Raw genomic sequence first — 23,921 nt, 5'->3', positions numbered from 1 at the left:
CGCGCAAGCCATGGCGCCGATTACCAGCGCACGCCGTAGAAGTCGTTCACGCTGCGTGCGTACTCGCTCGTGTAGTCGGGCGTGTCGTTCTGCCCGTAGCGAGGCGCCTTTTCGAGGCGCGACTTGTCGAGCGGAACCACATAGCCTTCGAGGTCGGTGTCGTACTTCAGCATGTTCCAGGGCAGCGGATAGCGGTCGGTTCCCATGCCCAGGAAGCCGCCGAATTCGAGAACGGCATAACGGACCTGGCCCGATACCTTGTCGATCATCAGGTCGTCGATCGAGCCCAGCTTTTCACCGTCGGCGTTGTACACCGAGGTGCCTTCGACGCGCTCCGACGAGATGACGGTGTGGTCTGCGGTGGCAGTATTCATGACGGTCTCCTTTCAAGTGAAACGAGCCCCGACTGAGGCCCTGGTTCAGTTATCCGCCGATCGGTGCGCAGCGCCAATCGGACAGGTTCTTCACCGCTTGTAGGAGTCCTGAACATCGCGGCGTGTCACCCGACACATCCGGGTATACCCGTCTCGCGCGCACCCCTGAGCGGGACAATATTTTTGCGAGCGCACGTCGATCTCGACGCCGCTCGTTCGTCATACAGACACGGCACGTTCACTTGCAGTGCCGCCAACCACTGAAAGGAAACCACATGAGCTACATCGATGGATTCGTCGTCGCCGTACCCACCGCCAACAAGGAGATGTACGTGCAGCATGCCCGGACTGCCGCCGCGGTCTTCAAGGAGCATGGCGCACTCTCCGTCGTCGAAGCCTGGGGCGATGACGTGCCCGACGGCAAGCTGACCTCCTTCCCCCTGGCCGTGCAACGCAAGAGCGATGAAACAGTCGTCTTCTCGTGGGTGGCCTGGCGCGACAAACAGGCGCGCGACGTCGGCATGAAGAAGGTGATGGAAGACAAGCGCTTCGCAAGCATGGAGATGCCCTTCGACGGCAAGCGGATGATCTATGGCGGCTTCGAGGTCGTGCTGGACGTTTGACGCACCGCTGCCGCTCCTGCAAGCCCGCTCTTCTCCCGACCTTGATGGATTCGGCGCTTCGCGCGGCATTCCCCTGCCACCGAAGCGCCTATTGCAGATGGCAGCTCGGCCGCGCGCATCATCGCGGCGGCTTCGGCCCGCAAGCATCCACCACTCAACGGAGAGACGCATGAAAAACATCCACCACATTTCGCGCCCCGCACTGGCCATGGTCGCCACGCTGTCATTCGGCCTGCTGACCAGCCTCGCGCAAGCTGCCGACCTCAAGCTCTCGGGCGCGAATGAAGTCCCCGCCGTCACCACCGCGGCCACCGGCAGCGGCAGCATCACCGTGTCCGACGATGGCACGATGAGCGGCAGCATCAAGACCACCGGCGTCCAGGGCACCATGGCGCACATCCACGTGGCCCCAGCTGGCAAGAACGGTCCCGTCGCCATCCCGCTGACGAAGGGCGACGACGGTGCCACTTGGTCGGTGCCGGCCGGCATCAAGCTCACCGCCGATCAGCTGAAGAGCTTCAAGGCGGGCGAGCTGTACGTCAACGTCCACAGCGAAACCAACAAGGGCGGCGAGATCCGCGCCCAGCTGGCACCGTAAGCGTCAGCTCTTCTCGGCCATCGCCACGCGGTTTCGCCCGTCGCGCTTGGCGTTGTAGAGCGCAGCGTCGGCCCGGTCGATCAGCGCTTCAAGCGCGCTCGTCTCGCCGGCGAGCGCTCCCACCGCACCGGCGCTGCAGGTCACCGTCATCTCCTGGCCGTTCCCAAGGTCGAAGGGTTGTTGAGCAATGCTGCGCTGGATCGCTTCGACGCGGCGCATACCCTCTTCGGCAGCCAGCGACAACCCGGGCAGCACCAGCAAGAACTCTTCACCGCCGTAGCGCCCGAATGCATCGTAGGCACGCATCACGCCGTGCAGGCGCTCCGCCAGTTGCTTGAGCACGGCATCGCCTGCCAGGTGCCCATGCGTGTCGTTGATGCGCTTGAAGTGGTCTACGTCCAGCAGCACGAAGGCCACCGGCACCTCGCCGCGCGCGGCGCGCGCCAGCTCGCGGGCGGCCAGCTCCATGATGGCTCGGCGATTCATCGCGCCGGTGAGACCGTCGGTCAGCGCGAGCGTGCGCATGCGTTCGTAGGAGATCTCCAGCTCCGCGGTGCGCGAGCTGACCAGGCTCTCCAACTCACGCTGTCGCCTCATCAGCAGGCGCACCCGCCAGCGGTACGCGAGCGCGAGGAGCGCTGCGGCCATCAGCATGTAGGCCGCCAGAAGCCATGGGTTGAGCCACCACGGCGGCAGGATCTCGAAGCCGATGGAGACCGGCGCCGACTTCTGCCCCGTGTCCAGGTTCTCCGCGACAGCTTCGAAGGTGTAGCGGCCGGCCGGCAGCGCCGCAAAGCTGATGTTGTCGTGCTGCGCGGCGTTCCACTGTTCGCCAAGGCCGAGCAAGCGGTAGAGCACCCGCTGGGCCGACCGATTGGCGAAGGCCGGCACGGTCCACTCGATCTCCAGCGGCGCCGTCGAGCGCTCGGCCGTCCACGGCTGGTCGATGGGCTGGGCACGGCCCTGATGGTGCACCCTCGTGATGTGCAGCTCCAGCCGGGCCGGCACGAACAGCAGCTCGGGCCGCAGCACCTGGCTGACCCCGCGGCTGGTGCCGATCCAGATGTTGCCCGCGGCGTCTTCATGCAGCGCGTTCTGGTTGCAGTCGCTCCACACGAGGCCATTGCTCTCGTCGAAGCGGCGCCACTGACGGCCGTTCCAGACCGCCACGCCATCGTCGGTGGTGACCCACAGCCACGCGCGGCGATCGACCAGCAAGCCCATCACGTTGCGCCGCCCGAGGATGCTCGGGTTCAAGGCCTGGGCCTGCCAGCCCTCCGGCGTGCCGCGCAGCCGCCACATGCGGTTGCTCTGCGCACCGGCAATCCACAGCGTGCCGTCCGCTCCGCAGACGATTTTCTCGATGGACAGCTCCTTCGGCAGCCCTTGAATGGCAGGCCGCGTGAGGCCACGCGCCGCGTCGTGCATGAGCAGGCCCTTGGAGGTGCCGAACCACGCCTGCCCGTCGGGTGACGTGCACGCGGTGTAGATGGCCGGAGGCGCCTTCATCTTCAGGTCCACCTTGTGCGGCGCAGCCCCGGCCTGCCGCGTGCTGCCTGGTTCCATGCGGTACAGGCCGGCGTAGGTGCTGATCCACAAGCCGCCGTCGGTGGCCGGCAGCAGCTTGAAGATGAGCGGCATGCCCGTGGCCGCGCGCTGCCACGGCGAGCCATCCCTGCGGTAGAACAACTCGCCCGAATACGTGCCCATCCAGCGCATCCCTGCAGCGTCTCGCACGATGCTGCCCACCTGATGCGTGGTGCCGCTCGGCTTGCTGAAGCGCGCGGCATCGTCGCGGCCCTGCTCCAGCATCACGGCGCCGCTGCCGGTGCCGATCCACAGCGCGCCGGGCGCTTCGTCCACGAAGCTCCAGACGTCGTCGCTGGGCAGGCCTTGCGCGCTCGTCCAGTTGCTCCAGTGGCGGTAGCCGCGCCAATGGGCCAGCCCGTGCCCTGCGGTGCCCAACCACACGTCGCGGTCCCGGTCCACGAGGATGGCATGCACGCCGCCACCGACCGTCAACCCATGCGCGGCGCCGAAGTGCGTCCAGTGGCCCGCAGACCATCGCAACAGCCCCGAGTCGCTCTCCGTCATGACGCGGCCGTCGCTGTCTTCAACCAACGGCTGCTGCCTGTGGACCGTGCCCTGGCTGAGGTCGCGCGGCGTCACGTCTTCGAACGCCTGGGCGCCAGCCGGGCGGCGAAGCACCTGCTCCTGGCTGCGCACCCACAGGGCGCCGTCGCTGGCCCGCAGCAGGCCGGCCCAGCGTGAAAAGCCCAGGCCCTGCCCCTCGCCCCAAGATTCCAGCGCACCGTCTTTCCAGCGGCAGAGCTTGTGGTCGCAGCCCAGCCACCACGCGCCGTCGGCATCGACCAGCACCGAATGGATCGACGCCAGCGCAGGCTCGCTGCGCAACGCCGCCTCGGGCAGCGCAGGTCTTGCGCGCCACACGCCAGCCGCAGCATCGCGCTGCACCGCCAGTAGGCCGCCTTCGGACACGACCAGCGCCACGCCATCGGGCGTCATCGCCATGGCCTGGCCCTGCCTCACTGAGATGCCCACAGAGCCAGCCCTCACCGGCACCAGCCGGTCTTCGCTCCAATGAAACAAGGCTTCTTCGGTGCCCACCCACAGGCCGCCTTGCTCGTCACCCAACAAGGCCGTGATGTGCCGGGTGCCCATGGCGGCTTCCACGTCGTCCACGCGTTCGATCCGCATCCCGTCGTGGCGATAGAGGCCGTTCTCGGTTCCGATCCACAGCCGACCGTCGGGGTGCTGCACGAGTGCCGTGACCGCCAGGTTCGAGAGCCCGTCGGACTGCAGGTGATAGCGCAGCGGCAAAGCCTGCGCAGCGACGACCCCGCTTGCCAGGCAACACACAGCGAGCACCCAAGCCCTCACCCACGCCACGAACCATCGGCAGGGGCCGCGCTGGTCACGCAGATGCAGTGTGAAACCAGGCATGAACAGGCGAATGGATCGATCTCGATGCGTTGCGGGCCGAAGGCGACGCCCTGAGCCCGAGCCGTGGGCACGACTGAATCGTTTGTCGGTTGTCTCGCCAGGGCCGTCAAGCCCGGGTTCTCCGCAGCGCCGTGACCCAGGTCACGGTCTGCGATGACTGGCGGAGGGAATCAGAACCACAGGTCTCGGATGCAGCGCCCATCCCGCGGCAAGTCGTCCCATGAGTCCAAGCCGTCGAAGTGGTCGATCGGGAGGTGAGCAATAGGCCCCGGCTCCGTCAACCGCAGGTTCACCGCCATCCGGCGGCGGCCTTTTTCATCGGCCTCCAGCGCGCGCCAGTAGGCGACGCAGCCGCACTCCGGGCAGAAGTGAAAGCCGAGCGCCGTTCCGCGAACGTACTCCTTGGTGGCGCCGGAGACGTTGATGCCTTCGCGCTCGTAGTCATAGGCCCACAGCACGCCATACCGGCGGCAGGCCGTGCAGTTGCACGCCGTCGCCGACTCGGGCATGCCATCGAACTGCCATTGAACGGATTCGCAGAGACATGAGCCTTTGAGCATGTTCGGTTCTCCCTTGGAAGTCGTGAACATTCTCTGCGTTGGCAACGGTCTCGCCAAGCTGATGGCCAAGCACTTTGTTCAGGCACGGACGCCTCGCGGCGCGTCGGCCTGCAGGTACTCGCGCATCAGTGCGCGCCCGCGGTGAATGCGGCTCTTGCACGCCTCGCGTGTGATGCCTAGATGGTCGGCCACCTCGCTGATGGTGAGCTGCTCCATGTCGCGCAGCAAGATCACTTCGCGGTAGATCGCAGGCAGCGATTCGAGCGCACGAACCAGGTCGATGCGCAGCTCGTCTTGCGGCACCTGCGCGAAGTGCGCGGCCTCGTGCCGATCGGTCAGCTCCTCGGCACCGCGAATCAGCCCCAGCACCGGCAGCATGCACAAGCGCGTGACGACGCGAAAGACCCAGCCCGCCACCGCCAGCGGGTCACGCACGCTCCCCATGCGCCGGTACAGCACGATGAGCGCTTCCTGCACCACGTCTTCGATCGACGAGGTGCGGTGGCATTGCCGGCGCGCATAACGGCGGATATCGGGCTGCAGCTCACGCAGCACCTGCTCCAGCGCCACCGGGTCGCCGGCGTGGGCGGCGGCGAACATCACGCCGTCGACGCGAGTCACCGGGGGCCGCCCGGCGGCAGCTTGCGGCCCACCATCGCACAGGCCGGGCAGTAGCCGAAGAGCCCGGTCAGCGCGGTGAACACGCCGCTGGCAGCCAATGCAAGACCCAGCGGTGTTGTGCCCAACTGCATGAGCGAGCCGGCCACGATCAGCGCACCGAGCAGCACACGGCCCCAGCCTTCCTTCGATCCCACGTTCTTGCGATACAGCATGTCTTCACCTCGTGCTGCCCGAGCACAGCGGGCATCGCAGGCAAGGAGGGGTGCGAGGTTCGAAAGGATTCAGGCATCTCGCAGAAAAAGTTTCGAAGCAACAGCCATGACCCAAGGATTGCTTAGGACAGCCGATCAAGGCGTGGAGGTGCTCGTGCCTTCCAGCTCGCCGAGACCGGCCTCGATGCGCGCCTTCAGGTCCGCCGCCAAATCGTGGTCGGGATCCTGGTCGAGGACCACATCCAGCAGATGCAGTGCTTCGCTCCGGCGGTGTTGCTCGGCGGCGCGCGATGCGAGGTCAAACATCTGCGTCATCCAGTCACTCTCGTCCACAGCTTGGGCGTTCTCCTCTGCGATGCCGGCATGCTGCCGAAGCAGCCGTGCGGCCAGCCGCCGGCCGAGTGCGGCCGGTGACCGGTCGTGCATGCTCCCTTCGGTGCGGGACGCGGGCGACACCAACACGTACTCCAGCGTCAATGTTTCCTTGCGGCGCGCCAGTCGGGCGAACAGGACGTGCGCGCCAGGACTGCGGGTGCCAATCGCGGCCGCAATGGCCTCTGGCGTCGGGGCCGTGGCCGCATCGACGCCCGCCTGCACTTCTGCGGCGGACAGGCGCTTCAGCATCGCGTGCACCGCCAGGGTGTAGCCGAGAACTTCCAGGGGATAAGCGAGATCTCCATCTGCGGCTCCGGCGCCCAGGTCTCCGCTCGCCAGCGGCACGACAGCCAGCGGATGCTCCTGAGTCCCGTGCAGGGCCGACAGGAGCGCCGCGGCGGTGTCTTCCTCGGGCACTGCGCGAGCATCGGCCACCAGCCCGTAGCCTTTGCCATAGACGGTCTTGACCCGCACCGCGTGCGTCTTGCTCCGTTGCATCACCCGGCGAATCCTGGCGATCGCTTGCGCAACCACTTCGGGTGACTCGGCTGCCTGGCGCCACACGGTGTCGAGGAGTTCGTCCTGCGTCACCAGGCGGTGACGATTGCGGTACAGGTGCAAGAGCACGTCGAACGGCTTTGGCGCGAGTCTCTGGCGCCGCCCATCGACCCACAATTCCCGGCGTTCCACATCGAGCATGCAGTTGGCGAAGCGGTACTCCCGAAGCATCGCGTCATTGGGCGGCGCCAGTGGCACAGGGGCTTCGCGCTGCGCCTCGCCGGGTGATGCCGCCGACAGCTCCTGCCCCAGCCGCCGGAAGAGGGGCAGCGCAGCCGGCGCGGATGCGAGCCGCGCAAGCAGCGACTGGGTCTCCGGTTCCTGTTGACGCCGCCGTGCCAGCAGCGCGCGCGGGTACAGCAGGTTCGCGGTGGTGTTCTCGTCCTGCAGATGGGCCTGCGCGTCTGCGCGGTCCAGTTCGGCCTCTGCAAGTGGAAGGCGCCCGCTGCGCACGAGGGCCTCCACGAGCCAGGGGAACAGGGGCGCCTCGGCCGCGCGGTCTCCGCGGCGACGGCACTCGGCCGCCGCCCGCAAGAAACAGTCGGCCGCCTCGTCGACGCGCCCTGCCGCCATGGCGGCATGACCATGGGCCTGCCAGAGGTAGCCGTCGTCCTCCACCCGGTCCGGCTGGGGCAGCAGGGACAGCAGCTCGGCGGCGGCGTCTGGGCGGCCTTGCTGGCGATGGAGCAGGCAGTGGATGTTGACGACGGTGGTCGACAGGCTCATGTTGGCCTCGATCGCTAGCACCGTCGCGGTCGCCTCTTCCGCGCACTCTCGCGCCTCTTCCAGCCGGTCCGCGTAAAGCAGTTCTCCCGCGAGATTGAGGCACACGCTTGCAAGCGCGGTGGTGGCATTGAGCCTGCGGGCAATGTTGGCGAGCTTCCTGTTCCATCGGATGGACTTCTCAGCATGGCCAGACAGCGAGCTCATGATCGCCCGCAGCCATAGCACGTTCAGCAGTCCCCAGTGGCTGCCGATGCCCGTGAAGATCGTCTGGGCCTCGTTCAGACGTGTCGCTACGGAATGGAGCTCGCCGAGGCGGCACTCGACGGATGCCAGCGACGTCAGGGTGTAGCCCTGCCAGTGCGGCGGCATGCAGGCGCGGCCCAACACGAGGCCGTGTTCCAAACTCTGCGCCGCATCGCGCAACCGGCCTTTCACGTGATACAGCGTCCCGTAGCACTGCTGCACTTGCGCTTCGAGGCGCTGGTCTTGGTTGCGCCTGGCGGTCTCCAGCAGGCGTGCGCCGCTGACCAGCCCATCGTCGCTGCCGCAGACGGCTTGTGCGCGCAGCAATTCCAGATCGAGGCGCGGAAAGCCCGGGTCGAGGTGCTGCAGCAGGGCAAGTGCCCGCAGCGCGGCAGGCTGTTGGTTCATCGCAGCAGAGTGCTTGGCCCGTGCGAACAACTCGATAGACAGCATCGAGCAGCCCTGCAACTCGTGGCCGTGGCGCTCGCCGACGCCCAGCAGTGCGTGCCGCAGCGCCTCAATGGCGGGAAGCACGAGCCCTGCGGGAGCGGCGGCGCGGATCGAAATGACGGTCTTCTTGTCGCCGTCATGGAGGTGGAGATCGAGCGCGAGCTCAGGTCCTGCAAGCGTCAGTGAACCGACCACGGCATAGCGCGCACCGGCCGCACGCAACATCTGCAGCATCCGCCGGTCTTCCTGCGGCCACGACTTCTCCAGTGACTGCGCGTCCTGAACCTGGATGCCTCCGTCGATGGACAGGCCGTGCGCGATGCAAGCCACCAGACCGTGCGATGCCCATTGCAGGCTCGGGCGCCCGGTGTGATTGCGCAACGGGCCGATGATCAACGACGGCATACCGTCGCGCAACAAGCCAGGCGCGGACCGCTCTGGGAGCGATACCGATGCCGGTGCCGATGGCACGTCGAACATGTAGCCGACACGCGGGATCGAGCGGATGATGGGCTGCGGCCCGTCGTCTCCGATGGCCAGCCGTGCCGCGCGGATCGCCTGGCGCAGCGCGGCTTCGGATACCGCGCCCTCCGGACTCAGCGCGGCCAGCAGTTCCTCCTTCGTCACCACTCGATGGCGGAAGCGGGCCAGTTTCTCCAGCACCCGCCACGCCCGCGGTTCCAGCTTCACCGGTTCTCCGTGGCGGAGCATGCGCCGTCCGAGCAGGTCGAGCGACCCGCCGGGCAGTGTGATGAGAAGCTCGCTCATGGCGTCGGCGCGCAGCGGTCGCGGCATCGCGCCGCAGTCGACCGCAGCGCGGCATATGGGGAGGTGGTAGGGGACAGGCGTTGCATCGTCGGCTTGCGATCTTTGCGCTTCCGCGCGATGGACTCTCGGCGCACCGGCGCGGCGCCGACTTGGGCTTCGGCAGATGGCGCTCAAGCGTGAATTGTTGCGCAAAAGCGCGTCGGTGGACCTCGCGCCCGCGGTTCGTCACAAGTTCATCAAGAATGCCCGCCGACGCTCGCTGACACTGCGGCGGCCTCGCCTATGGACGGCGCTACGCCGCGGGCATGCTGTACAGCAACTCAACATGAGAGCGGCTAGCCCGAGAAAAGTCGCTCGTTCGTTTCGTGCCCAAGTTGGGCTTCAAGTTTTGCGGTCGCGTGGTTGTACGCACGCTGCCCGAGATCAGTTACTCCAATCTGGACACAAGCCATATGTCGACTTTGACTCGTACCCTTATCAGCCCTCTTGCTACCACCCTGTTTGCTGCCGTGCTTGCCGCGTGCGGTGGGGGGTCGAACGGAGGGTCAGGTAACCCTGTGGGGACAGCTCCCAGCGGGCCTCCCGCGACGCCCGCACCAGCACCAGCACCAGCACCAGCACCAGCACCAGCACCAGCACCAGCACCAGCACCAGCACCAGCACCAGCACCAGCACCAGCACCAGCACCAGCACCAGCTCCTGCTCCTGCTCCTGCTCCTGCTCCTGCTCCGGCACCTGCTCCGGCACCCGCTCCTGCACCCGCTCCTGTCCCAGCGCCCGCTCCTTCGATCACTACAGCCCTCGGCAAGCCCGGTCGGCTGCTCGTGGGCCTCGGCGGGTCCAGTCCTTTCACGGACATGAAGGCCCAGCAGATCGCTCCGGACGTCATCGAGCACTATCTCGTTGGGGTCACAGGTTTCAACTCCGGCTATAACGGGTGGCCGCAATGGCAATATGGCACTCCGGATGGCGGCTTCGTGACGGTCTTCTCCGGCGACGTCGCGGCCATGGGCGCCGTGCCGATGTTCACTCTGTTCCAGATGCCTTCCCTACGGGCTGGCGACGTCACGGTCATCAACGACGCACCGTTCATGGCCGCCTACTGGGCGCAAGTCAAGTTGATGTACCAGAAGATCGGCGCGACCGGCCAGCCGGCCCTGGTCAACCTCGAGCCTGACTTCTGGGGCTTCGCCGAGGGCAGTGCACCCGGCGGTGACCCGGCGAAGTTGCCCGCGCGCGTGAGCACGGTGCCGGAATGCGCCAGCCAACCGAATACGGCTGTTGGCGTCGTCGGTTGCCTGTTGACGCTCGGGCGGACGTATGCGCCCAAGGCGAGGATGGGCTTCCCCCCGTCGTTGTGGTCGGGGAATCCAAACGCCACCGGCACCTTCATGGCAAAACTCGGTGCAGACAAGGCCGACTTCATCGTGGCGCAAACGAGCGATCGTGATGCAGGTTGCTTTGAAGTCCCGACGCCCGTGGACGAATGTGCGGGTCGCGGCAACGGCCCGTTCTACTGGGACGAGAACAACGTCACCACACCGAATTTCAACCAGAGCCTCAACGATTGGAGCACCGTGCGGAGCCACCTGGGCAACCTGCCGATCCTGTTCTGGCAGACCCCCATGGGCGTGCCCTCGACGACTCCCGGCGGAACCTCAGGCCAGTATCGGGACAACCGCGTCCACTACATGCTGACGCATCCAACGCAGTACACGGGCAACGGCGTATTCGGGATCGTCTTCAGTCCCGGGGGAGCTCTGCAGACTTCCATCGCCACGGACGGCGGCCAGTTCGCGAACCTGTTCAAGGCCTACTTGGCAAACCCGGCTCCGTTTCCCCAGTGAGCGAATAGGGCCGGCCGCACATGGACCTTCGACTGCCTTCGCGATGCTCGAATAGTTTGTAGGGCGCCGCTGGTCAACGGCGCCGTCAACATGAACACCGAACCCAAGGCAGTAGTAATGCCGCTCATAGCGACGAAACCATCATGGTGGGCCCGCCTGTCGTTTCGTTTGCGACGGCGGCCGGCTCACCAGCGATCCGTCCAAACCATTGCAACGTCTTCGGTGCAGACCTCGGAACGTCCGATCGAGTCGACGTTGCCCACTACACCGCCACCGTTGGTAGAGACTCCACTGCCCCGCGCGGTGCCGGTGCCAGTCGGCGCGCTGACGCAGTTGCTGGACATGGACGCAACTGCGCGCTCGCGACTGCGCCACCTCGCTCTTGTCGAGTCTTCGTGCCGCCTGTCGTCGCCCGATGATCCCTTTGCGCGCCTGCCGCCTCGGGCGGCTGAGATCGCCGTCCGTCAGCTCGATACGGTGTTGCCGCAGCATCCTGCGTTGCGCGTGCTTCGCCTGCAACTCGAACGACATCTGCAAAGCCATAGAGCTCATGTCTCAGCGATGCTCGCGGTCGAAGATCGGAAATGGCAGATTGAAGGCAGTGGCGTCAGTTTCAGCGCGTCTCTCGCCCGAGATTCGATGATCGGTGGTCCTTACGGAGTTACCGACTTCCTCGAAACACAGCAGTTCGAAACAGCAACCCTTGGATGATCCTGAAGCTGAGGGGCATTCCTTGCGTGGCCGTAGACGCGTCGAAGGAACGGAACGTGTTCGAGACGTTTGCGGAGAGCCGGACAACTCGCTGCTCGATGTAAATCGAATCGGTCTGAATTTGCATCCTGTTGCATGGCGTCTCGCAGCGCCAACGCTGCTCGTGTCATTCGTCGGTTCGTCACAGTTTGATCAATTTCGCCCGATGTGGCGCCCCACAAAATCGCGCCGGGAAACGAGAGCGTGGCATGTCGAACGGCATGCACGCGCCGCACTTTGACGCATTAGGAACTTCACGATGAGCATGCCCAGCCAACGCCCGACCCGCACCACTGCAACAAGCGCGCTGCTGTGCGCACTCATGCTGTCAGCCTGCGGCGGAGGTAATGACTCGGGCACCCCAGCGCCGCCAGTGGGCTCAGCACCAGCACCAGCACCAGCACCAGCACCAGCACCAGCACCAGCACCAGCACCAGCACCAGCACCTGCACCTGCTCCTGCACCTGCTCCAGCTCCTGCTCCTGCTCCTGCTCCGGCACCTGCTCCAGCTCCAGCTCCTGCTCCTGCTCCAGCTCCAGCTCCAGCTCCAGCTCCAGCTCCAGCTCCAGCTCCAGCTCCAGCTCCAGCTCCAGCTCCAGCTCCTGCTCCTGCTCCTGCTCCTGCTCCTGCTCCTGCTCCTGCTCCTGCTCCGGCACCAGCCCAGGCCACCACCTGGAAGAGCGTGAAGTGGGGCGGTGGCGGCTACGTCACCGGCCTCGTCTTCCATCCGACCACCGCCAACCTGCTGTACGCACGCACCGACATCGGTGGCGCCTACCGCTGGAACCAGATGGGGGCGTCCTGGACGCCCATCACCGACGGTCTGGGCTTCGGTGCAGCCGAGAGCCGGTACCACGGCATCGAAAGCATCGCTGTCGATCCGAACAACGACCAGCTCGTCTACCTCGCCGCCGGCATGTACACGTCTGAAGGCAACGGCCGCCTGTACATCTCCAGCGACCGTGGCGACCACTGGACCCACGTCGGCCTGCCGTTCCCCCTGGGGGGCAACAACCCCGGCCGGGCCATCGGCGAACGCCTGACGGTCGACCCCAACAAGCCCTCGACGCTGTTCTACGGCTCGCGCACGGCCGGCCTGTGGAAGAGCACCGACTCGGGCCTCAGCTGGGCCCAGGTCACGGCGCTGTCCCCCCTCAAGTTGACCCAGGACCAGGTCAACACCTTGAGCATCGCCAGCGCGATGGGCGTCGAGCTGGTGGTGCTCGACACCGGCACCAAGGGCAGCGGCTCGGCCACGCAGACGATCTACGCGGCCATCGCCCCCGACTACGTCAGCGCGGCGGGCCTGGGATCCAACCTGTACAAGTCGAGCAACGGCGGCGCTTCGTGGACCGCGGTGTCGACCCCGGTCTCCGGCTCTCACATTCCGCACATGGTGCGCGCTGCCGACGGCATGTTCTACGTCGTCTTCACCAAGGAGACCGGGCCGGGCTCCGCGGGTCCCGCCCAGCTCTACAAATTCGACGGCAACACCTGGACCTTGCTGAAGGACCCGAACAACGGCGGGACAGGGACCGGCCTGGGCCTCGGCGGCGTGTCCGTCTCCGGCAGCGGCRCGAGCACCCGCATTGCACTGGGYGTGACCAACACCTGGGGCAACTACAGCGGCCAGCAGGTCATTCAGTGGTCCGGCGACGGCGGCAAGACCTGGCGCGAGATCGCGGCCACCATGTCGCGTACGCCGGCCGATGGKGCCTTCTGGGGCTGGCCCGACGACGTCGAGATCGATCCGCTCAACCCCGACCGCGTGCTGCACGTCCATGGCGGCGGCGTCTGGGAAACCCGCAACGCGTCCTCRTCCACGCCGAGCTGGAACGAGGCGATCGACGGCCTGGAGGAGACCGCCGTGCTGGGCCTCGCCACGCCGCCGGCYGGCGCAACGTACACCGTGATCAACAGTTCGGGCGACGTCGGCCCCTGGGTGCACACCAACCTCGCGACCAAGCCGACCCTGACGCCGGGCACSAGTTGGAGCAACGGCTTCGCCGCCGACATGGCGTGGTCCGACCCGCTCTACATCGCCAGCATCGGCGTCGTCCTCGGCACCGGTACCGCCTTCGGCACCTGGTCTGGCGACGGCGGCAAGACCTGGGCRAAGTTCGCCACCCTCGCTCCCGGCGCCGCGGCCAACACGAGCGGCGAAGCGAGCATCGCGGTCACCGCGCGCAACAAGGCGGTCTGGGCGCCCGCYTACTCSGTGCCGTCGTACACCACGGACAACGGCGCGACCTGGGTGCCGACCAATCTGCCGGCGATCAACACCATCTACCCCCGCGGCTACCACCTGGTTGCCGATCGCAAGAACCCGAACAAGGTCTATGCCTACGATTCAGGSGCCAATTGGTGGGGCACGCCGGGCAAGGCCTAYGTGTCGACGGATGGCGGCCACACGTTCACGCTGAGCCAGGGCTCGGTGAGCGCGGGGCTGGCGCCCAACTACTTCGCGAACACCTCGCTGGCGGTCAACCCCAACGCCGAGGGCGACCTCTGGCTGGCCGACGGCAACGCCGTGTACCACTCGGTGGATTCGGGGGCGAGCTGGACGAAGCTGAGCCAGTTTGCATCGATCACGGGCAGCAACGCTTGGCCCGACGTGCAGGGCGCGACGGCGGTGGCACTGGGCAAGGCCAAGTCCGGCGCTGCGTACTCGGCGGCGGTCTATGTGGTGGGCGTGGTGGGCGGCGTGTGGGGCGTCTACCGCTCGGACGACGGCGGCGCCACCTGGTCGCGCTTCAACGACGACGCGCATCAGTTCGGCGGCATCGGCGCGTTGGCGGCCGACCAGAACGTTTATGGCCGGATCTACGTCAGTGGTACCGGGCGGGGGCTGCTGTACAGCAACTGAACCCCATCTTCTTCATCCTGCATAACTCAGCTCATGACCAAGACAACTTCGATGGGCACCTTGCCCGATGAACCGGCACGCCGCGGCTTCGTGCGAGCCGTGGCGGGTGCCGGACTGGCTGCCGTGGCCGGCGGGTCAGCGGCCGCTGCCGCAGGCCCCTCTGCCAAAGTCTCCGCCGCCGGTACCCCCGAGCCCGGCCTGCCTTTTCACGCCTGGGCGCCGACGCCGCCGATGGGCTGGAACAGCTGGGACGCCTTCGGTGCCAGCGTCACCGAAGCCGAGTATCTGGCCAACGCGCGCATCCTCGCCGAGCGCTTTTTGCCCTTCGGCTACGACACCGCCACCGTCGACATCCAGTGGTACGAGGCGGGCGCCACGTCGGGGTGGTACCGGGACTTCGCGCCGCTGGTGCTCGACGCCCACGGCCGCCCGCAGCCCGCGCCCAACCGCTTCCCCAGCGCCGCTGGCGGCCGCGGCTTCGCGCCGCTCGCCGCCCAGGTGCACGCCATGGGCCTGCGCTTCGGCGTGCACATCATGCGCGGCATTCCGCGCCAGGCGGTCGGGCTGGAGCTGCCCATCGCCGGCAGCAAGTACCGCTGCAACGAAGTCGCCAACACCCATTCCACTTGCTCATGGAACACCGACATGTGCGGCGTCAAGCCCGAGCATCCCGGCGCCTTCGAGTGGTACCGCGCCTGGTTCGCCCAGCTGGCCGAATGGGGCGTGGACTTCGTCAAGGTCGACGATATCGCCGCACCCAACTACCACGCCAAGGAAGTGGAGCTGATCCGCCGCGCCATCGACGCCACCGGTCGGCCCATGGTGTTGAGCCTGTCGCCCGGCCCGTCCCAGCTGGAGCACGCGGCGCACCTGCAGGCGCACGCCAATCAATGGCGCGTGTGCAACGACTTCTGGGACACCTGGCCGCAGCTGCGCGACAACCTCGTGAATCTGGTGAAGTGGGCGCCGCACGCCCGCGCGGGCGCCTGGCCCGATGCCGACATGCTGCCCGTCGGCAAGATCGGCTTGCGCAACTACGACGAGAAAGGCCGCGGCGAGCGCGATACCGGTTTCACGCGTGACGAGCAGCTGCTGATGCTCACCGCCTGGACCTGCGCGCGCAGCCCACTCATCCTGGGAAACGACCTGCGCAAGCTCGACGACTGGACGCTGCGCCTCGTCACCAACCCCGAGGTGCTGGCGCTGCTGCGCGTACCGGGGGCACGCGAGTGGCACTCGGTTGCACAGGGTCATCGCTTCGTCTGCACGGGCCCGCAAGGCAATTGGGTGGCGTGGTTGAACACCAGCGACGAGCCGTGGCAGGCACCGCTGCCGGGGTGGCTGCCCGACGCCAGCCGCGACTGCTGGGCGCGCGCCGAGCTGCCCTCGGGCACCCGCGTGCTAACCGTGCCGCCGCACGGTGCGCGCCTCGTGCGCTGTGGGGTGGCTGCCGCGGACACCACGAAGAAGTCCCGCTGACTGGTGACGGTTACCTCAACGTTCCGCAAAAATGGTCCTGGGACTTCGTGCTGCTCACCATGAACGCTCCGTCCTTGCTCAGACTCTCATTCACCGCGCTGCTCGGCACGCTCATGCTGTCGGCCGGCGCTTCGGCCGCGCCTGAAGCGCCGGCCGTCAAGCCTCGGCTCGTCGTCCTCACCGACATCGAGAACGAGCCCGACGACACGCAGTCCCTCGTGCGACTGCTGCTCTACGCCAACGACATCGAGCTGCGCGGCCTCGTGGCCACGACCTCGGTGCACATGAAGCAGGGCGTGCATCCCGAGTCGATCAAACGGTTGATCCAGCGCTATGCCCAGGTGCTGCCCCGGCTGCGCCAGCACGACCGCGCCTACCCCAATGCCGCGCAATTGCTGGCCCGCGTGGTCCCAGGCCAGCCCGGCTACGGCCTGCAAGCCATCGGGGCAGGGCGCGACACGCCCGGCTCCGAGCTGCTGCTGCGCGAGCTTGAGCGTGCCGACCCGCGCCCGCTGTGGGTCAGCGTCTGGGGCGGGGCCAACACGCTGGCGCAGGCCCTGCACAGCCTGCGGCGCACGCACCCGAAAGAAGCCGTCGACGCGGCAGTCAGCCGCCTGCGTGTCTACGCCATTTCCGACCAGGACGACAGCGGTGCGTGGCTGCGCCGCGAGTTTCCGGGCCTCTTCTACATCGTCAGCCCCGGCAGCTATGCGCGCCCCACATGGACCGCGATACACCGCGAGGTCGAGGGCATCGACAACCAGCACGTCAGCACCGCCTGGATCGCGCGCCACATCCAGCAGGGCCACGGACCGCTGGGCGCCGCCTACCCTGACATCGCCTACGGCATGGAAGGCGACACGCCGTCCTTCCTCGGTCTCATTCCCAACGGTTTGAACGCGCCCGAGCACCCGAACTGGGGCGGCTGGGGAGGGCGCTACGAGCTTTACACGCCGCGCCGCGAGGACACCGACCCGGACGGCTTCACCGGCGGCGTGCCCGTCGAGACCGAGACGCGCCCGATCTGGACCAATGCCGTGGACCGCTACCGGCCCGCAGTTGCCTCAGCCTACGGCCGCCCGCTCAAGCCCGGGGAGCGCGAGTACAACGACGCGGCCGTGACGCTGTGGCGCTGGCGCGAAGCCATCCAGAACGACTTCGCCGCCCGCATGCTGTGGACGACGCGCGCGCCCACCGAAGCCAACCACGCGCCCGTCGTGCGCCTGGCACACGCCACCGACCTGCATGTGCGCGGCGGCGACTGGGTCACCCTCGACGCCAGCCCTACGGCCGACCCCGATGGCGACAGCCTGAGCTTCCTGTGGATCGCCTACCCCGAGGCCGGCACGCTGAAAGCCCCACTGCCGCTGGGTACCGAGGTGCAGGCCCGCATCGGCCTGCGGACACCCGCGGTGGACGCGCCTGCCACCGCCCACGTCATCGTTCAGGTCACCGACAAGGGCACGCCCGCACTGACCCGCTACCAACGCGTGATCCTGCACATCGAGCCGCGGGCACGATGAACTCGGAGCCATGGCATGCGAACACCCGCAACCTCTCACGGGACTGCCCATGAGACATGCTCGCCTCTTTCCATGGGGCCCTCGCACTGGCCCACGGCCATCGCTTCGTCTTCAACGGCCCGCAAGGTGTCCGCGCCGAAGCGCCAGGCGCCGGCGAACTCCAACATCACCATGAACCGTACGCCCTCTACCGGCAACGCGCCTGACGAGCCCCACGGTGCGCGCCGGTGCGCCGCGGCTTCCCTGACCGGCAAGAAGGGGATTTGATGAGTCCCCAAAGAATTTGAATATGAAACGCCGTGACTTCTTCGGCCTCGTGGCCTGCACCTCGGCGGGCGCGCTGGCGCGGCTTGACGCCCGAGCCGGGCAATCCTCCTCTGCCTTGAACGCCGCTGGGCAGTTGCGCGCTGTGGGCATGGAGACGAGCTTGAGCGGCTTCGCCTGGCGCCGCGTGGCCGAGGGCCTGCAGTTCCAGCTCGCTGGGATGACCAAGAGTGTGCTGTTCTACGGCTCCGGTCTGGTGCGCGTCGTCGCCCACCTGGGCGAGGCCTACACCACCCTGCCTAGCTTGGTGGTGACGGCCCGACCGCAGCCGGTCGCCTTGGAGGTCAGTGAAAGCGCTGACGTTCTTACCCTCATCGGCGCGGGCTTGCGCATCACGGTGGACAAGCACAGCGGCGCGCTCGCCTTCTTCGGCGCGGACGGCCGACTGCTGACCCGCGAGCGCGAAAAGGCGCCGACAGAGCTGCAGCGCGTGGAGATCGCCGGCAGCCCCAGCTACACCCTCACGCAGACCTTTACTCTCACGCCCGACGAATCGTTGTACGGCCTGGGCCAGTACAACGAGCCCTACATGGACTACCGCGGTCGCGACGTGCTGATGGTGCAGACCAACATCGGCATCGTGGTGCCGTTCATGGTTTCCACCCGGCGCTGGGGCCTGCTGTGGGACGTGTACTCGAAGATGAGCTTCAGCGACCGGCCCGAAGGCGCCACCTTCCGCGCCGAGAGCGCGCCGGCGGGTGCCGACTATTACCTGGTGGCGGGCGGCACCATGGACGGCGTGATCGCCGGCTACCGCCGGCTGACCGGCGCTGCGCCGATGTTCCCCAAGGCCGCCTTCGGCCTGTTCATGAGCAAGGAGCGCTACACCACGCAGCAGCAGCTGCTGGACGTGGTGCAGCGTTTCCGCTCCGATCGCTTTCCGCTCGACTACATCGTGCAGGACTGGCAGTACTGGGGCGGCGAGAAGGATGGCGTGTGGGACGGCAAATGGAGCGGCATGGTCTGGGACGCCGATCGCTTCCCCGACCCTGCCGCGATGACACGCGAACTGCACGGACCGCTCCACACCCAGCTGATGGTGTCGATCTGGCCCTCCGTGGGCAACGACACCGCGTTGGCGCGCGAGCTCGATGCCCAGGGACTGCGTTTCGAGCCGCTGCACTGGATCTCCAAGCGCGCGCGCATCTACGACGCATTCAGCCCCGAAGGCCGCCGCATCTACTTCAAGCACGTCAAGAAGGGACTGCTCGATGTGGGCGTGGACGCGCTGTGGATGGACGGCACCGAGGTCGAAGTGGGCGGCGCTGCCCACGACCCGGGCGAAGTGGAGGCCGACATCAAACGCCTGGGTCGTACCGCCATGGGTGACTCCACGCACTACCTCAACGTCTACAGCCTCCTCACCACGCGCGGCGTGTACGAAGGCCAACGTGCCGCTGCCGATGTGGGCGGCAAGCGCGTGTTCACGCTCACCCGCTCGGCCTGGGCGGGGCAGCAACGCTATGCCGCGATGCCTTGGTCCGGGGACACCACGGCCTCGTGGGCGACGCTGCGCGCACAGATCGCTGGTGGCCTGAACGTCTCGATGGCCGGGCTGCCGTACTGGACCCAAGACACCGGCGGCTTCTTCGTCAACTTCCCGGAAGGGGAGCGCAACCCGGCCTATAGGGAGCTCTATGCACGCTGGAACCAGTTCGGCATTTTCAATCCGGTCTACCGCATCCACGGCACATCTGTTGAACGCGAACCCTATCTGTTCAAGAGCTTGGACCCGGCGGCCTACGGTTCACTTTTGCGCGCCGCCCGGCTGCGGTACCAGCTGCTGCCCTATCTCTACAGCCTGGCCTGGCGCAGCAGCCAGGAGGGCTACATCATGATGCGGGGGCTGGCGATGGACTTCCCTGATCAGACCGCGCTGCGCAAGGTGGACGACACCTACATGTTCGGCCCCGCCTTCCTGGTGCAGCCGATCACGCGGCCCATGTTCCACCCGGTGAAGCCACCGCCAGCCACGGTGCCGGTGGCCCAGGTGCGAACGCCCGATGGCCAGCCCGGCCTGGTGCTCGAATACTTCGAGGGCGTCAGTTTCGACAAGGCCGCCAGCCGCACCATCGACGCGGCGATGGCCCACCACTGGCCGGGTCCGCCCCTGGCGAATGTGCCGGACGGCCTGTCGAGCCTGAACAACTTCTCGGCACGCTGGACGGGCGAGCTCATCGCCGCCGAGAACGGCGAGCACGAGATCGGCGTCGAGGGCGATGACGGCTTTCGTCTGTGGCTGGACGACAAGCTCGTTGTTGACGACTGGGCCGTGGGCGCGACGCGCTTCAAGGGCCATCGCATGACGCTGCGCCAGGGTCAGGTGGTCAAGCTGCGCATCGATTACTTCCAGGCCGGCGGTGACCGCGTCATGCGCCTGGCCTGGCACACGCCCAGCCAGCTGCGTGCGCTGGCAGAGCAGGCGAGCCGGATGGGCAAGCGCCAGGCCACGCTGCTGCCCGTCGGCTGCGACTGGTTCGACTTCTGGACCGGCCAGCGCCATGCCGGCGGCCGCAGCGTCGAGCGCGACTACGCGCTGGACGAGTTCCCGCTGTTCGTGCGCGCCGGGGCCATCGTGCCGCTTGGACCCGTGGTGGAGTACACCGGCCAGAGCCCCGACGCGCCCTGGGAGATCCGCATCTACCCCGGCGCCAACGCAAGCTTCACCCTCTACGAGGATGACGGTGAGACCTACCGCTACGAACGCGGAGAACGCTCAACCATCGCGCTGCGCTGGGACGACACCACCCGCCGCCTGCACATCAGCGCGCGGCAGGGCCGCTTTCCCGGCATGGTCGCGCGGCGAGAACTGCGCGTTCGTCTGATGGCAGCGTCAGGCCAGGCCGAAACAACAAGAACCGTTCAGTACCAAGGCCGCGCGATGACGCTGCGACTCTCACCATGAATGAAGTTGCCCTCCCAATCCTGCAGTGCCTGATGGCCGCCACCACGCAGGCGGAAGTGCGCCTGTCCGAAGTCTTCGGCGACCACATGGTGCTGCAGCGCGACCGGCCGCTGCACGCATGTGGGCACGCCAGCATTCCGCCGTGCCGGCGAACTGACAACCCTTCTGGGGAATACAGATGAGACACGCTTCCTTCTTCTCTTTGGCCTCCTGGGTCTCCTGGGGCCTTGCGCTGACCCTTTCCTTCGGCAGCGCCGGCGCGGCGGACAGCTCGCGCCAGCGCACCCGCATCGACGATGGCTGGCGCTTCGCGCTGGGCCACGCGTCGGATCCCGCGCAGGACTTCGATCACGGCGTGCGGCCGTTCTTCTTCGGCAAGGCCGGCTACGGCGACGGTCCCGCCGCAGCCGACTTTGAGGACCGGCCATGGCGCCGCGTCGACCTGCCACACGACTGGGCCGTGGAGCTGCCATTCGACGCGCGCGGCAGTTCCGCCCACGGCTCCAAGGCCATCGGCCGCGGCTTCCCGGAGAACAGCGTCGGCTGGTACCGCCGTGAGCTGGCCATTCCTGCGTCGGCGCGCGGCCAGCGCATCGCGCTGGAGTTCGACGGCGTGTTCCGCGACAGCGTGGTCTGGGTCAACGGGCACTATCTGCACCGCGAGGCCAGCGGCTATTCCGGCTTTCAGGTCGACATCAGCGACTACGTGAACTTCGGCGGCCGCAACGTCGTCGCCGTGCGCGTGGATGCGACCACCCCGGAAGGGTGGTGGTACGAAGGCGCGGGCATCTACCGCCACGTGTGGCTGACGCAGACGGCGCCGCTGCATGTTGCGCCTCAGGGCAGCTTCGTGCGCGCCACCGTCACCCGCGACCGCGCTGATGTGGCCGTCGACACCACGGTGCGCAACGTCGGCCATGCGGCTGAGTCCTTCAGCCTGGAGCACGAGCTGCGCGACCCGGCTGGCCGCATCGTCGCCCGCGTCAGCGTGCCGGCCCGGCAGGTGGGCGCCGATGCTAGCCTGGACCTGACGGCCCAAGTGAGCGTCAAGGCGCCACAGCTGTGGTCGCTGGAGACGCCACAGCGCTACACGCTGACGACGCTCGTCAAGCGCGGCACCGAGGTCGTCGACCGTGTCGACACCCCCTTCGGCATCCGCACCCTCCGCTTCGCTGCCAACGAGGGCTTCTTCCTCAACGGCCGCCACGTCAAGCTGCACGGCGTCGACAACCACCAGGACCATGCCGGCGTCGGCGTCGCGCTGCCGGACGGCATGCACGAGGCGCGGCTGAAGAAGCTCAAGGCGATGGGTGTCAATGCCATCCGCTCGGCGCACAACCCGGCCACGCCCGAGCTGCTGGAGGCCTGCGATCGGCTGGGCATGCTCGTCATCGACGAGCACCGCATGATGGGCACGGCGCCGCAGATCCGTGACGAACTCGAGCGCATGGTGCGCGGTGGCCGAAACCATCCGTCCATCATCCTGTGGTCGGTCGGCAACGAGGAATGGGCGATCGAGAACAGCGAGATCGGCACGCGCCTGACACAGCAGATGACGGCCATCGTGCGCCGCCTGGACCCGACGCGGCCGGTGACGCTGGCCGCCTCCAGCTCGGGCCAGCCGCAAGGCACGTCGGTGGGCGCAGAGGTCATCGGTTTCAACTACAAGGGCCAGCACGACATCGACGCCATGCACCGGCGCTTCCCCGACCGGCCCATGCTCGTCACCGAGGAAGGCGCGACGCATGCGACACGCGGCGTCTATGCCGACGATCCGGCGCACGCACACGTCGCCGCCTACGACAAGCGCACGGGCGCCAGCTACACCTCTTCCATCGAGGAAGGCTGGCGCTTCGTCGCGGAGCGCCCCTTCCTGGCCGGCATGTTCGTCTGGACCGGCTTCGACTACCGCGGTGAGACCACGCCCTTCGGCTGGCCGGCCGTCTCGTCGCAGTTCGGCATGCTGGACACGACCGGCGCGCTGAAGGACAGCGGGCAGTACCTGAAAGCCGCATGGACCGCCGAGCCCATGGTGCACGTGCTGCCGCACTGGAACTGGCCGGGTCGCGAAGGGCAGCCCATCGACGTGCGCGTCTACGCCAACACCGATGAGGTCGAGTTGCTGCTGAACGGCCGTTCGCTGGGCCGCAAGGCGCTGGAGCGCTACGGCCACCTGCAATGGGCCGTGCCCTATGCGCCGGGCAGCCTGACCGCGCGGGGCTACCAAGGCGGCCAGCTCGTCACCACGCAGACCGTCGCCACCACCGGCGACGGCACGGCGGTGCGGCTGACCGTGGACCGCGCGCGGCTGCGCGCCGGCAGCGACGAGGTGGCGCTGGTCACGGTGAATGTCGTCGACCGCGAGGGCCGCGTCGTCCCGACCGCCGGCCACCCCGTCGCGTTCGAGGCCAGCGGTCCGGTGCGGCTCATTGGCATGGGCAATGGTGATCCCGGTTCGCACGAGGCCGACCGGCCGGCCGAACTGCATCGCTACGCGGCCGCCACGCGCTGGCGCCACCGCAGCATCGCCCGGCCCGAGGAGGTGACGGCGTTGATGGCCGGGCCTGCGCAGGCCGCAGGCTCCGGCTGGCGTGACCCCTTCGCGTGGGTTGCACCCGAGCATCGGCCCGCCGACACCGCCTGGAACATGGTGCAGGCCACCATCGCGCGTACCGCGCCGGCCAGCGAACGCCAAGCGCTGCTGCTCGGCGAGATCACGCCGGGCGTGCAGTTCTATCTCGACGGCCGCCCAGTCTCGCCGCGGCAGGAAGCCGGCATGTTGGCCATCGACCTCGACACGACCGCGGGGGCCGAGGCCACGCTGACCGCTGTCTTCCCGACGCCGGCCGGCGGCACGCGCGCGCTGTTCGACGCCGCCCAGAGCGGCCGCCGCTGGGCGACGCTGCGCACCACCACACCGGCCGCGCCGTGGCAGCGCAGCGTGTTCAACGGCCAGGCGCAGGTGATCCTTCAGTCCACCGGCAAGACAGGCCGCGCCACGTTGCGGGCCACCAGCGACGGCCTGGACCTGGGCACCCTGGACATCGACACCTACTGAACAGAGCCGCCGAGCGACGGGCGACAAGTCCGCGGCAGACCGCGGCGCGCTGGTCGAGTACCTGCGTTCGCTCGACGGCGGCAACTGGCAATCCCAT

The 23,921-nt window shown here is 67.6% G+C and carries 19 protein-coding genes; 11 read left to right on the top strand and 8 right to left on the bottom strand.

Annotated features, from left to right (window positions below; all coding sequences use genetic code 11):
• Positions 1-20: 20 nt before the first annotated feature.
• On the bottom strand, positions 21-374 hold the full coding sequence (locus AC1DYS_RS14805) for a PRC-barrel domain-containing protein (protein ID WP_477900353.1): 354 nt from the start codon (positions 372-374) through the stop codon (positions 21-23).
• Positions 375-649: 275 nt separating this feature from the next.
• Here AC1DYS_RS14805 and AC1DYS_RS14800 point away from each other — a divergent pair, with 275 nt between their 5' ends.
• Complete coding sequence (locus AC1DYS_RS14800; protein ID WP_477900351.1) at positions 650-997, top strand: DUF1428 domain-containing protein; 348 nt, start codon at positions 650-652, stop codon at positions 995-997.
• A gap of 169 nt (positions 998-1,166) precedes the next feature.
• Positions 1,167-1,595 carry a CHRD domain-containing protein gene (locus AC1DYS_RS14795; RefSeq protein ID WP_477900349.1) on the top strand — a complete coding sequence of 143 codons (429 nt, stop codon included), beginning with the start codon at positions 1,167-1,169 and terminating at the stop codon, positions 1,593-1,595.
• A 3-nt stretch (positions 1,596-1,598) separates the two neighbouring features.
• On the opposite strand, the gene AC1DYS_RS14790 is transcribed toward AC1DYS_RS14795, so the two are convergent.
• The 6 genes from AC1DYS_RS14790 to AC1DYS_RS14765 form a co-directional block, all read right to left on the bottom strand.
• The gene (locus AC1DYS_RS14790; RefSeq protein ID WP_477900347.1) at positions 1,599-4,559 is read right to left on the bottom strand and encodes a ligand-binding sensor domain-containing diguanylate cyclase; all 2,961 of its coding nucleotides are present in this window, start codon (positions 4,557-4,559) and stop codon (positions 1,599-1,601) included.
• A 170-nt stretch (positions 4,560-4,729) separates the two neighbouring features.
• A complete protein-coding gene (locus tag AC1DYS_RS14785; RefSeq protein WP_477900346.1) occupies positions 4,730-5,119 on the bottom strand; it encodes a GFA family protein in 390 nt (129 codons plus the stop codon).
• Positions 5,120-5,197: 78 nt separating this feature from the next.
• Positions 5,198-5,740 carry an RNA polymerase sigma factor gene (locus AC1DYS_RS14780; RefSeq protein WP_477900344.1) on the bottom strand — a complete coding sequence of 181 codons (543 nt, stop codon included), beginning with the start codon at positions 5,738-5,740 and terminating at the stop codon, positions 5,198-5,200.
• Positions 5,737-5,952, bottom strand: a complete 216-nt coding sequence (locus AC1DYS_RS14775) for a YgaP family membrane protein (protein WP_477900342.1) — start codon at positions 5,950-5,952, stop codon at positions 5,737-5,739. The genes AC1DYS_RS14780 and AC1DYS_RS14775 overlap by 4 nt, the downstream gene beginning before the upstream one ends.
• Positions 5,953-6,087: 135 nt before the next feature.
• Positions 6,088-9,072: a winged helix-turn-helix domain-containing protein gene (locus tag AC1DYS_RS14770; protein WP_477900340.1), complete on the bottom strand. Its 2,985-nt coding sequence runs from the start codon at positions 9,070-9,072 to the stop codon at positions 6,088-6,090.
• A 489-nt stretch (positions 9,073-9,561) separates the two neighbouring features.
• Positions 9,562-9,831, bottom strand: coding sequence for a hypothetical protein (locus AC1DYS_RS14765; protein ID WP_477900338.1), 270 nt, complete (start codon positions 9,829-9,831; stop codon positions 9,562-9,564).
• Positions 9,832-9,929: 98 nt separating this feature from the next.
• Between AC1DYS_RS14765 and AC1DYS_RS14760 the strand changes: the two genes are divergently transcribed.
• Both AC1DYS_RS14760 and AC1DYS_RS14755 read left to right on the top strand, forming a co-directional pair.
• Positions 9,930-10,919, top strand: a complete 990-nt coding sequence (locus AC1DYS_RS14760; RefSeq protein ID WP_477900336.1) for a hypothetical protein — start codon at positions 9,930-9,932, stop codon at positions 10,917-10,919.
• A 90-nt stretch (positions 10,920-11,009) separates the two neighbouring features.
• Positions 11,010-11,630, top strand: a complete 621-nt coding sequence (locus tag AC1DYS_RS14755; RefSeq protein ID WP_477900334.1) for a hypothetical protein — start codon at positions 11,010-11,012, stop codon at positions 11,628-11,630.
• Positions 11,631-11,989: 359 nt separating this feature from the next.
• Here the strand turns inward: AC1DYS_RS14755 and AC1DYS_RS14750 are convergent, their stop codons facing one another.
• Positions 11,990-12,325, bottom strand: coding sequence for a hypothetical protein (locus AC1DYS_RS14750; protein ID WP_477900332.1), 336 nt, complete (start codon positions 12,323-12,325; stop codon positions 11,990-11,992).
• A gap of 26 nt (positions 12,326-12,351) precedes the next feature.
• On the opposite strand from AC1DYS_RS14750, the gene AC1DYS_RS14745 reads away from it, so the two are divergent.
• The 7 genes from AC1DYS_RS14745 (at position 12,352) to galA (ending at position 23,824) form a co-directional block, all read left to right on the top strand.
• The gene (locus AC1DYS_RS14745) at positions 12,352-14,535 is read left to right on the top strand and encodes a dockerin (protein ID WP_477900330.1); all 2,184 of its coding nucleotides are present in this window, start codon (positions 12,352-12,354) and stop codon (positions 14,533-14,535) included.
• 33 nt (positions 14,536-14,568) lie between these two features.
• Positions 14,569-16,014 (top strand): hypothetical protein, encoded by a 1,446-nt coding sequence (locus AC1DYS_RS14740; RefSeq protein WP_477900328.1) that lies wholly within the window; start codon positions 14,569-14,571, stop codon positions 16,012-16,014.
• A 74-nt stretch (positions 16,015-16,088) separates the two neighbouring features.
• Positions 16,089-17,537 (top strand): DUF1593 domain-containing protein, encoded by a 1,449-nt coding sequence (locus tag AC1DYS_RS14735; RefSeq protein WP_477900326.1) that lies wholly within the window; start codon positions 16,089-16,091, stop codon positions 17,535-17,537.
• 56 nt (positions 17,538-17,593) lie between these two features.
• Positions 17,594-17,743, top strand: a complete 150-nt coding sequence (locus tag AC1DYS_RS14730) for a hypothetical protein (protein ID WP_477900324.1) — start codon at positions 17,594-17,596, stop codon at positions 17,741-17,743.
• Positions 17,744-17,826: 83 nt separating this feature from the next.
• On the top strand, positions 17,827-20,766 hold the full coding sequence (locus AC1DYS_RS14725; RefSeq protein ID WP_477900322.1) for a TIM-barrel domain-containing protein: 2,940 nt from the start codon (positions 17,827-17,829) through the stop codon (positions 20,764-20,766).
• Entirely contained in the window at positions 20,763-20,948 is a 186-nt protein-coding gene (locus tag AC1DYS_RS14720) for a hypothetical protein (protein ID WP_477900320.1), read from the top strand. The genes AC1DYS_RS14725 and AC1DYS_RS14720 overlap by 4 nt, the downstream gene beginning before the upstream one ends.
• Positions 20,945-23,824, top strand: a complete 2,880-nt coding sequence (gene galA, locus AC1DYS_RS14715) for a beta-galactosidase GalA (protein WP_477900318.1) — start codon at positions 20,945-20,947, stop codon at positions 23,822-23,824. The genes AC1DYS_RS14720 and galA overlap by 4 nt, the downstream gene beginning before the upstream one ends.
• Positions 23,825-23,921: the final 97 nt, after the last annotated feature.

The organism is Rhizobacter sp. P2_G4 (genome assembly GCF_056403575.1).
This window is presented reverse-complemented; position numbering and strand designations above follow the sequence as displayed.